Genomic DNA, 11,146 nt, shown 5'->3' with positions numbered 1-11,146 from the left:
CGGCCGTGCCACCGACCGACCCGACACCCGACTCCACGACGATACCGGACCACAGGGGGAGCACCGTGCCCGTCACCAACGAAGAGAAGCTCCGCGAATACCTGCGCCGCGCGATGAGCGACCTCCACGAGGCCCGCGAGCGGATCCGGCAGTACGAGTCCGCTGCCGTTGTGGACGATGATCCGGTTGTGGTTGTGGGGATGGGTTGTCGGTTGCCGGGTGGTGTGGTGTCTCCGGCTGGTTTGTGGGATTTGGTGGTGTCGGGTGGGGATGCGGTGTCGGGTTTTCCGGTGGATCGGGGTTGGGATGTGGAGTCGTTGTTTGATCCGGTGCGGGGTGTGGTGGGGAAGTCGTATGTGCGGGAGGGGGGGTTTGTGTATGACGCGGGGTTTTTTGATGCCGAGTTTTTTGGGATTTCCCCTCGTGAGGCTTTGGCGATGGATCCGCAGCAGCGGTTGTTTTTGGAGACGTCGTGGGAGGCGTTGGAGGATGCGGGGATTGATCCGGTGGGGTTGCGGGGGTCGCGGACTGGTGTGTATGTGGGGGTGATGGGTCAGGAGTACGGGCCTCGGTTGTCGGAGGGGGGTGGCGGGTTTGAGGGGTTTTTGTTGACGGGGACGACGCCGAGTGTGGTGTCGGGTCGGGTTTCCTACGCTCTTGGGTTGGAGGGTCCTGCGGTTTCTGTTGATACGGCGTGTTCGTCGTCGTTGGTGGCGTTGCATTTGGCGTGTCAGGGGTTGCGGTTGGGTGAGTGTGATGTGGCGTTGGCGGGTGGGGTGACGGTTATTGCGGCGCCGGGTTTGTTTGTGGAGTTTTCGCGGCAGGGTGGGTTGTCGGTTGATGGGCGGTGTCGTGCTTTTGGGGGTGGTGCGGATGGTACGGGTTGGGCTGAGGGTGCTGGTGTTGTGGTGTTGGAGCGGTTGTCGGTGGCGCGGGAGCGTGGTCATCGGGTGTTGGCGGTGGTGCGGGGTTCTGCGGTTAATCAGGATGGGGCGTCGAATGGTTTGACGGCGCCGTCGGGGGTTGCGCAGCAGCGGGTGATTCGTGATGCGTTGGTGGCGGCGGGTGTGGCGGCTGATGAGGTTGATGTGGTGGAGGCGCATGGTACGGGGACTCGGTTGGGGGATCCGATTGAGGCTGAGGCGTTGTTGGCGACTTATGGGCGTGGTCGTTCGGGTGGTCCGTTGTGGTTGGGGTCGTTGAAGTCGAATGTGGGTCATACGCAGGCGGCTGCGGGTGTTGCTGGTGTGATGAAGATGGTGTTGGCGTTGCGGGCGGGGGTGTTGCCGGCGACGTTGCATGTGGATGAGCCGTCGCCGTTTGTGGATTGGTCGTCGGGGTCGGTGGAGTTGTTGTCGGAGCGGCGTGATTGGCCGGTGACTGGTCGGCCGCGTCGGGCTGCGGTTTCCGCGTTTGGGGTTAGTGGTACCAATGCTCATCTGATTTTGGAGGAGGCTCCTTTTGTTGAGGGGTCTGTGTCTGTGGGTGGTGTGGGTGTCGGTGATTCGGTGGTGCGGCGTCTTCCGGTGGTGCCGGTGGTGTTGTCGGGTAGGTCGGAGGTGGCGTTGCGGGCGCAGGCTGATCGTCTTCGGGGTGTTTTGGGGGGTGCGCGGTTGGTGGATGTTGGTTGGTCGTTGGTGTCGACGCGGTCGGTGTTTGAGCGTCGGGCGGTGGTTTTTGGTGCGGATTCTGGGGTTGTGGATCGTGGGTTGGCGGCTGTGGCGTCGGGTGATGTGGGTGTGGGTGGTGTGGTGTTTAGGGGGTCGGGTGGGTTGTCGGGTGGTGGGGTGGTGTTTGTTTTTCCGGGTCAGGGGGCGCAGTGGGTGGGTATGGGTGCGCGGTTGATGGATGAGTCGCCGGTGTTTGCTGAGTCGATGGTTGAGTGTGCGGGGGTGTTGTCGGAGTTTGTGGATTGGGATTTGTTGGAGGTGGTGCGTGGGGGTGGGGTGGATTTGTTTGGTCGGGTTGATGTGGTGCAGCCGGTGTCGTGGGCGGTGATGGTGTCGTTGGCGCGGTTGTGGCGGTCGGTGGGTGTGGTGCCGTCGGCGGTTGTGGGTCATTCGCAGGGTGAGATTGCGGCGGCGGTGGTGGCTGGTGTGTTGAGTTTGTCTGATGGTGCGCGGGTGGTGGCGTTGCGGTCTCGGGTGATTGGTCGGGTTTTGGCGGGTCCGGGGGCGATGGCGTCTGTTGCTTTGCCGGTGGCTGAGGTGGAGTCGAGGCTTGTGGGTTTTGGGGGTGGGTTGGGTGTGGCGGCGGTGAATGGTCCGTCGGGGACGGTTGTTTCGGGGGATGTGGGGGCGGTGGTGGATTTTGTGGCGTGGTGTGAGGGGGAGGGGGTTCGGGCGCGGAGGATTCCGGTGGATTATGCGTCGCATTCGGTGCGGGTGGAGGTGGTTGAGGCTGAGTTGCGGGGGGTGTTGGCGGGGGTGGTTCCGCGGCGGGCGGAGGTGCCGTTTTATTCGACGGTTGAGGCTGGTGTGGTGGATGGTGCTGGTTTGGATGGGGGGTATTGGTATCGGAATTTGCGGCAGCGGGTGTTGTTTGGTGAGACGGTGGAGTGTCTTGTTGGGGATGGGTTTACGGGGTTTGTGGAGTGTAGTGCGCATCCGGTGTTGGTGTCGGGTGTGCAGGAGGTGGTGGAGTTGGTTGGTGGTGGTGTTGGGGGTGTGGTGGTGGGGTCGTTGCGGCGTGATGATGGTGGTTTGGATCGGTTTTTGGTTTCGGTTGCGGAGGCTTTTGTTGGGGGGGTTGATGTGGATTGGGGGGCGGTGTTTGTTGGTGTTGGGGGTCGGGTGGTGGATTTGCCGACGTATCCGTTCCAGCGACGCCACTACTGGGCTGAGACCCCGAAGCCTGCTGCCGCCGTCGGTGGCGATACGGACCCGACGACGGGCTGGCGGTATCGGATCACCTGGAAGCCGCTTCCCGTCGGCGGCCCTCGCCGGCTCACCGGACGCTGGCTGCTGGTGGCACCCGAGGCGCTGGGCGGTGACGAGACGACCGACGGCATCCGGCAGGCCCTGACCGCCCGGGGCGCCACCGTGGACCTGCTGACCGTCGACTCGGCGACCGACCGGGTCCGCCTCGCCGAGCACCTGACCGCCGCCACCGCGACGGACCCGGCCGGCCTGACCGGCGTGGTCTCCCTGCTGGCCCTCACCGGCGGTGCCGAGCCGGACGCCGTCCTGCTCGGCCTGACCGCCACGCTCACCCTGATCCAGGCCCTGGCCGACACCGACACGCCTGCCCGTCTCTGGGCGGTTACCCGGGGTGCCGTGGCCGTCTTCCCAGGCGACTTGCCGGACGCCGGGCAGGCCCCGGTGTGGGGACTCGGCCGGGTCGCCGCCCTGGAACTGCCCGACCGGTGGGGCGGCCTGGTGGACCTGCCAGCCAGCCCCGACTCCCGCGCCTACCCCCACCTGGCCGCCGCGCTGGCCGGCACGGGCGGCGAGGACCAGGTCGCCGTCCGGGTCTCCGGGCTGCACGGCCGACGCCTCGTCCACGCCCGGCCCGTTGCCGGCGACTGGCAGCTCCGGGACACCGCGCTGCTCGTCGGCGAGCCCGGGCCGGTCACCGTACCCCTGGTCCGTCGTCTCCTCGACGATGGCGCGGCGCACGTGGTGCTCGCCGGCCCGGCCGATGCACCCAGCACCGACCTGCCCGCCGGCCGGGTGACCATGGTCGATTGTGACCCGACCGACCGCGACGCGCTCGCCGCCCTGCTCACCGCCCACCGGCCCCGCGCGGTCGTGGTGGTCCCGCCGCCCGTCGCGGCGGCCAACCTGACCGACACCAGCCGCACGGACCTCGCCGCCGCCGTCGCCGCCAAGACCACGACCGCCGACCACCTCGACGCGCTCGTGGCAGAACTGGATCTGGATCTGGACGCCTTCGTCGTCTGCTCCTCGGTCACCGGCACCTGGGGCGGTGCCGGGCACGCCGGCTACGCGGCCGGGATCGCCCGCCTGGACGCGCTCGCCGAAGCCCGGCGGGCCCAGGGGCTGCCCGGCACTGCGGTCGCCTGGGCACCGTGGGTGCGCCCGGATTCCGCCGACGGGGCCGGCCCCGACCTCGACCTGCTGCGCCGCACCGGGCTCACTCCCCTGGAGCCCGGGACCGCGCTCGACGCACTGGCGCAGGCCGTGGCCCTGGGCGAGGGCCACGTCACCGTGGTCGATGTGGACTGGGCCCGCTTCGTCGCCTCGTACACCGCTGCGCGGCCGAGCACGCTCTTCGACGAGCTGCCCGGAGCGGGCGCGCTCCGCGACGCCGACCACGCCCCTGCCGACGACGCCGGCGGATCCAACCTGGCCCGATCCCTGCGCGGTCGGCCCGTGGCCGACCAGCACCGTGCGCTGCTGCGGACGGTCCAGGCCCACGTCTCGGTCGTCCTCGGCCACGACGGGACCGAGGACGTCGACCCGGACCGGGCGTTCCGGGAACTGGGCTTCACCTCCGTGGGGGCGGTCGAGCTGCGCAATCGGCTCAACGCCGCCTCCGGACTCGCCCTGCCGGCCTCGGTCGTGTTCGACCACCCGAGTTCCCGCGCGCTGGCCGCGTTCCTCCGTACCGAACTCCTCGGCCCGGTGGCCGGCGACGGCCCGGCGGACCCCACCGCTGATGACCTGCCGGCCGGCCCGTCGACGGTAGGCGACGACGAGCCGGTCGCGGTGATCGGAATGGCCTGCCGGTTCCCTGGCGGTGTCACCTCCCCCGAAGAGCTGTGGGACCTGCTGGAGAAGGGCCGGGACGGCATCTCGACGTTCCCCACCAACCGGGGCTGGGACGTCGACGGGCTGTACGACCCGGACCCGGCCGCACCCGGCCGCACCTACGTCCGGGAGAGCGGCTTCCTGCACGACGCGCCGGACTTCGACGCCGCCTTCTTCGGGATCTCCCCCCGTGAGGCGCTGGCCATGGACCCGCAGCAGCGCCTGCTGCTGGAGACCACCTGGGAGTCCCTGGAACGGGCCGGCCTCGACCCGACCACGTTGCGGGGTACCCGGACCGGCGTCTTCGTGGGCACCAACGGCCAGCACTACATGCCGCTGTTGCGCGACGGCGCGGACGACTTCGACGGCTATCTCGGCACCGGCAACTCGGCCAGCGTGATGTCCGGCCGGCTCTCCTACGTCTTCGGCCTGGAGGGCCCAGCGGTCACCGTCGACACCGCCTGCTCCGCCTCGCTGGTCGCCCTGCACCTGGCCGTCCAGGCGCTGCGTCGGGGCGAGTGCGGCTTGGCCCTGGTCGGCGGGGCCACCGTAATGTCCACGCCGGACATGCTGGTGGAGTTCTCCCGGCAGCGGGCCATGTCACCGGACGGCCGCTCCAAGGCGTTCGCCGCCGCGGCCGACGGCGTGGGGCTCAGCGAGGGCGCCGCCATGATAGTGGTGCGACGGCTCTCCGACGCCCGCCGGGACGGTCAGGAAATCCTCGCCGTCATCCGCGGCACGGCCGTCAACCAGGACGGCGCCAGCAACGGCCTCACCGCCCCGAACGGCACCGCCCAGCAGGCGGTCATCCGGCAGGCGCTGGCCGCCGCGGGCCTACGCGCCGACCAGGTCGACGCCGTGGAGGCACACGGTACCGGTACCGCCTTGGGCGACCCCATCGAGGCGCAGGCGTTGCTCGCCACGTACGGGCAGGGGCGGCCGGCGGACCGGCCGCTGTGGCTCGGGTCGCTGAAGTCCAACATCGGCCACACCCAGGCGGCCGCCGGTGTCGCCGGGGTGCTGAAGGTGATCCTGGCGCTGCGCCACGACACGCTGCCCCGCACCCTGCACGTGGACCGGCCGACCTCCAAGGTGGATTGGGCCTCCGGCGCGGTTTCCCTGCTGACCGAGGCGGTGCCGTGGCCGGCGGGCGACGAGCCACGCCGGGCGGCGGTCTCCTCCTTCGGCATCAGCGGCACCAACGCCCACGTGATCGTCGAGCAGGCCCCGCTCACCGTGCACGAGTTGCACGACCACCCCTCCGACGAGGTCACCGTCCCGCTGTTCCTGTCGGCCCGGAGCACCACCGCGCTCGGTGCGCAGGCCGGCCGGCTGCGGGCCCGGCTGATCGAGGCACCCGACCTGGACATCGCCGAGGTCGGGTACACCCTGGCGGGTAGTCGGGCGCACTTCGAGCACCGGGCCGTGGTCGTCGGGGAGAACCGGGCCGAGGCGCTCGACGCCCTCGCCGCGCTGGCCCGGGGCGAGGAGCACCCGTCGCTGCTGCGGGGCCGGGCCGCCACCGACGGCCGGGTCGCGTTCGTCTTCCCCGGGCAGGGCTCGCAGTGGGCCGAGATGGCCGACGAGCTGCTGGACCGCTCCCCGGCGTTCCGAGCCAGCGCCGAGGAGTGCGACACGGCGCTGCGGGCGTATCTCGACTGGTCGGTGCTGGACGTGCTCCGGTGCGAACCGGACGCACCGTCACTGAGCCGGGTGGACGTGGTCCAGCCGGTGCTGTTCACGATGATGGTGTCGCTGGCCGCGGCCTGGCGGGCGCTGGGTGTGCACCCCGCCGCCGTGGTCGGCCACTCCCAGGGCGAGATCGCGGCGGCCTACGTGGCCGGTGGCCTCACCCTCGACGACGCCGCGCGGATCGTCGCGTTGCGTAGCCAGGCGTGGCTGCGGCTGGCCGGGCAGGGCGGGATGGTGGCCGTGTCGCTGCCGGTCGACCAGCTCCGCGCCCGACTGGCCCGCTTCGGTGACCGGCTCTCAGTCGCGGCCGTCAACAGCCCCGGTACGGCTGCGGTCAGCGGCTACCCCGACGCGCTCGCCGATCTCGTCGAGGAGCTGACCGCCGAGGACGTGCACGCGCGGGCCATCCCCGGGGTGGACACGGCCGGGCACTCCGTGCAGGTGGACGTGTTGAAGGACCACCTGACGGCGGTCCTCGCCCCGGTGTCGCCACGCAGCTCGCAGATCCCGTTCTTCTCCACCGTCACCGGCGGGCTGCTGGACACCGCGCAGCTCGACGCCGACTACTGGTACCGCAACATGCGTGATCCGGTGGAGTTCGAGCAGGCCACCCGGGCAATGCTCGCCGAGGGGCACCGGGCGTTCCTGGAGCCCAGCCCGCATCCGATGCTCGCGGTGTCGGTGCAGGGCACGGCGGCGGACGTCAACGCCACCGTAGCCGTGCTGGGGACGCTGCGGCGCGGCAAGGGCGGCGCCCGGGGCTTCGGGGTCGCGCTCGGCCTCGCCCACGCGCACGGCGTCGAGATCGACGCGGCGGTGCTCTTCGGCACCGACTCTCGCCGGGTCGACCTGCCGACGTACCCGTTCCAGCGGGAACGGTACTGGTACCAGGCGCCGGCCGTGGCCGGGGACGTCGCCTCCGCCGGCCTCAGCGGCACCGACCACCCGCTGCTCGGCGGCGCCGTCGAGCTGCCCGACCAGGGCGGTCAGGTGTACCCGGCCCGGCTCGGCCCCGGCAGCCACCCGTGGCTTACCGAGCACACCCTGCTGGGCACGGCGATCCTGCCCGGTGCCGCCTACGCCGAGCTGGCGCTCTGGGCGGGACGGCGCAACGGGGCCGAGCGGATCGAGGAGCTGACCCTGGACGCGCCACTGGTGCTGGCCGATGACGGGGCGGTGCAGGTCCGGCTGGTGGTCGGCCCGGCGGACGCGGACGGACGGCGACAGCTCACCGTCCACTCCCGCGTCAACGGGGCGGAACCGGACACCGCGTGGACCCGGCACGCCCAGGGCACCCTCGGCCCGGCCGACCCTGCCGACGACGGTACGCCGGAGGCGACCTGGCCATCGGCCGGCGCGGAACCCGTCGACGTGGCGGGCATGTACGACCGCTTCGCAGACCGGGGTTACCAGTACGGGCCGCTGTTCCGGGGGGTACGGGCCGCCTGGCGGGCCGGCGACACCGTGTACGCCGAGGTGGCCCTGCCCACCCCGCAGGCCGGGCAGCCCCGCTTCGGGATTCACCCGGCGCTGCTCGACGCGGCGTTCCAGGTGATGAGCCTCGGCGCATTCTTCCCCGAGGACGGGCAGGTGCGGATGCCGTTCGCGCTGCGCGGCGTGTCGTCGTCCGGTGGCGCCGCCGACCGGCTGCGGGTCACGGTTGGCCCGGCAGGCGACGACGCGGTGCGGATCGTCTGCGCCGACGAGCAGGGCCGCCCGGTGGTGGCGGTCGACTCGCTGCTGGTGCGTCCGGTCCCGGTGGCGGCGCTCACTTCGGGCGCTCCCGGCACCGGGGACGGCGTGCCGTACCAGGTGACCTGGGCCGCCCGGCCGGCCCTGACCGCCGTACCGGTCCAGCGCTGGGCGATCGTCGGTGGCGACGACCACGGGCTGACCGGGCGCCTGGCCCGGGCCGGCGCGGTCTGCGACCCGTACCCGGATCTGGCCGCCCTGGTAGCGGCGGTGGCCGAGGGCGCGGCGGTGCCCGACGTGGTCGCCGCGCCGGTCGCCGGTGGGGCGCCGATCGGGCCGGACGCGGTCCGCGCGGTCGTGCTCCGGGCACTGGAGCTGACCCGGTCGTGGCTCGCGGTCGACGGCCGGTTGGGCGCGGCCACCCTGGCGTTCGTCACCGCCGGTGCCGTCTCGGTCGGCGACGGACCCGAGCAGGTCGATCCGGTACCTGCCGCCGTGTGGGGGCTGGTGCGGTCCGCCCAGTCCGAGGAACCGGACCGGTTCGTCCTCGTCGACGTGGACGCCGACCCGGCCGGCGCGCAGGCCCTGCTGGCCGCGCTGGCAACCGGGGAACCGCAGGTGGCGGTGCGCGCCGGGACAGCGTATGTGCCCCGGTTGACCCGGCCCCGGTCCCGGCCCGACGGCCCGCTGACGCCTCCGACCGACGTTGCCTGGCGGCTCGCCGCCGGTGGGCAGGGCACCCTGGACGGCCTGGCGCTGGTGCCGGCCCCGGACGCCGAGGCGCCGTTACCGGCCGGCCACGTCCGGGTCGCAGTCCGCGCCGCCGGGGTCAACTTCCGGGACACCCTCATCGCCCTCGGCCTGTACCCGGGCAACCCGGTGCTGGGCGCGGAGGGCGCCGGGGTGATCACCGAGGTCGCGCCGGACGTGACCGGGATAGCCCCCGGCGACCGGGTGCTGGGCATGTGGACCGGTGGGTTCGGCCCGGTGGCCGTCGCCGACGCCCGGATGGTCGCCCCGGTACCGACCGGCTGGTCGTTCGCCGAGGCCGCGTCCGTGCCGGCCGTCTTCCTCACCGCCCACTACGCACTCACCCGGCTCGCCGGGATCCGCTCCGGGCAGTCGCTGCTGGTGCACGCCGGCGCTGGCGGGGTCGGCATGGCGACTCTCCAACTCGCTCGGCATCTGGGCGTGGAGGTCTACGCCACGGCCAGCCGGGGCAAGTGGGACGTCCTGCGCGGCCTCGGCCTCGACGACGCGCACATAGCCGACTCGCGCAGCCTCGACTTCGCCGACCAGGTCCTGGCGGCCACCGGCGGGCGGGGCGTAGACGTGGTGCTGAACTCCCTCGCTGGCGAGTTCGTGGACGCCTCTCTGCGGCTGCTGCCGCGCGGCGGTCACTTCCTGGAGCTGGGCAAGGCCGACGTCCGTGACCCCGAACGGATCGCCGCCGGGCACCCGGGCGTCGACTACCAGGCGTTCGACCTCGTGCGGGCCGGGCCGGAGCTGGTTGGGCAGCTGCTCGGCGAGCTGATGGCGCTTTTCGACGCGGGCGTGCTGCGGCCACTGCCGCTGACCGTCCGGGACGTGCGTCGGGCCCGGGACGCGTTCCGTCTGATCAGCCAGGCCCGGCACGTCGGCAAGGTGGTGCTGACCATGGTGCCCGCGTTCGACCCGTACGGCACGGTGCTGATCACCGGCGGTACCGGTACGCTCGGCAGCGCCGTCGCCCGGCACCTGGTCGCCCGGCACGGGGTCCGGCACCTGGTACTGGCCAGCCGGGGCGGACCTGCCGGTGAGGGCGCGTCCGCGCTCGTCGAGGAGCTGGCTGCGGGCGGCGCGTCGGCCGTCGTCGTCGCCTGCGACGTCGCCGACCGGGAGGCGCTGCGCTGCCTGCTCGACGGCATCCCGGACGCGTACCCGCTCACCGCCGTAGTGCACACCGCCGGTGCCCTCGACGACGCCACCATGACCGCGCTGACCCCCGGGCAGGTGGACGCCGTGCTGCGGCCCAAGGCCGACGCGGTGATCAACCTGCACGAGCTGACCCGGGATCGGGACCTGTCCGCGTTCGTGCTGTTCTCCTCGGCGGCGGCCCTGTTCGGCAGCCCCGGTCAGGGCAACTACGCGGCGGCCAACGGGTTCGTCGACGCGTTCGCCCAGTACCGGCGCGCGCAGGGACTCCCGGCGGTGTCGCTGGCCTGGGGCCTGTGGGCGGACAGCAGTCGGATGGCCGGGCACCTCGACCAGGAGGGGATGCGCCGCCGGATGGCCCGGGGCGGCGTGCTGCCGCTCACCGTCGAACAGGGCCTGGATCTGTTCGACGCCGCGCAGCGGGTGGACGAGGCGCTACAGGTCCCGATCCGGCTCACCGTCGGCGCGCTACGGGCCGCCGGCCCCGTCCCGGCGTTCCTGACCGACCTGGTGCCGAGCGCGGCGACCGGCAGCGCGGCCGGCGCCGTGGCCCGCGACGACGCGGAGCGCACCCTAACCGACCGGCTGGCCGGGCTGACCGCCGACGAGCAGCGGGACGTGGTGCTGGAGAGCGTCCGAGGGCACGCCGCAGCCGTCCTCGGGCACACCGATCCGCAGACCGTCGACGCCGGCCGGGCCTTCCGGGAGATCGGCTTCGACTCCCTGACAGCGGTGGAACTACGCAACCGGCTCGCCACCGCGGCCGGGCTGCGCCTGCCGGCGACGCTGGTCTTCGACCACCCCACCCCGGACGCTCTCGCCGCGTACCTGCTCGCCACCCTCGCACCCGAGCCGGCCACGGCGCAGGTGCCGTTGCTGGCCGAGTTGAGCCGGCTGGAGGCCGCCCTGGCCAGCACCGACGGGGCCACCCTCGACGCGCTGGACGACCTGGTGCGGCGGGAGATCGGCGTCCGGCTCGCGGCGCTGCCCGGCCGGTGGGGTGCCATCCGGGACGACGCGGCCGAACCCGACGGCGCCGAGGCGGCCGAGATGCTGGAGTCCGCCGCCGACGACGACATTTTTGCATTCATCGACGAGCGGTTCCGCACCTCCTGACCGGCGCTCGGGCCGACGAC

The 11,146-nt window shown here is 72.2% G+C and carries 1 protein-coding gene; it reads left to right on the top strand.

Going from position 1 to position 11,146, the window contains the following annotated elements; all coding sequences use genetic code 11:
- The first annotated feature begins 5 nt into the window (after nucleotides 1-5).
- Complete coding sequence (locus EDC02_RS34730; RefSeq protein ID WP_370461597.1) at nucleotides 6-11,126, top strand: SDR family NAD(P)-dependent oxidoreductase; 11,121 nt, start codon at nucleotides 6-8, stop codon at nucleotides 11,124-11,126.
- The last annotated feature ends 20 nt before the right edge of the window (nucleotides 11,127-11,146 follow it).

Origin of the sequence: Micromonospora sp. Llam0 (genome assembly GCF_003751085.1) — a bacterium.
Classification (GTDB): domain Bacteria; phylum Actinomycetota; class Actinomycetes; order Mycobacteriales; family Micromonosporaceae; genus Micromonospora_E.
The sequence above is the reverse complement of the archived record's forward strand: the minus strand, read 5'-3'. Positions and strand labels throughout refer to the sequence as shown.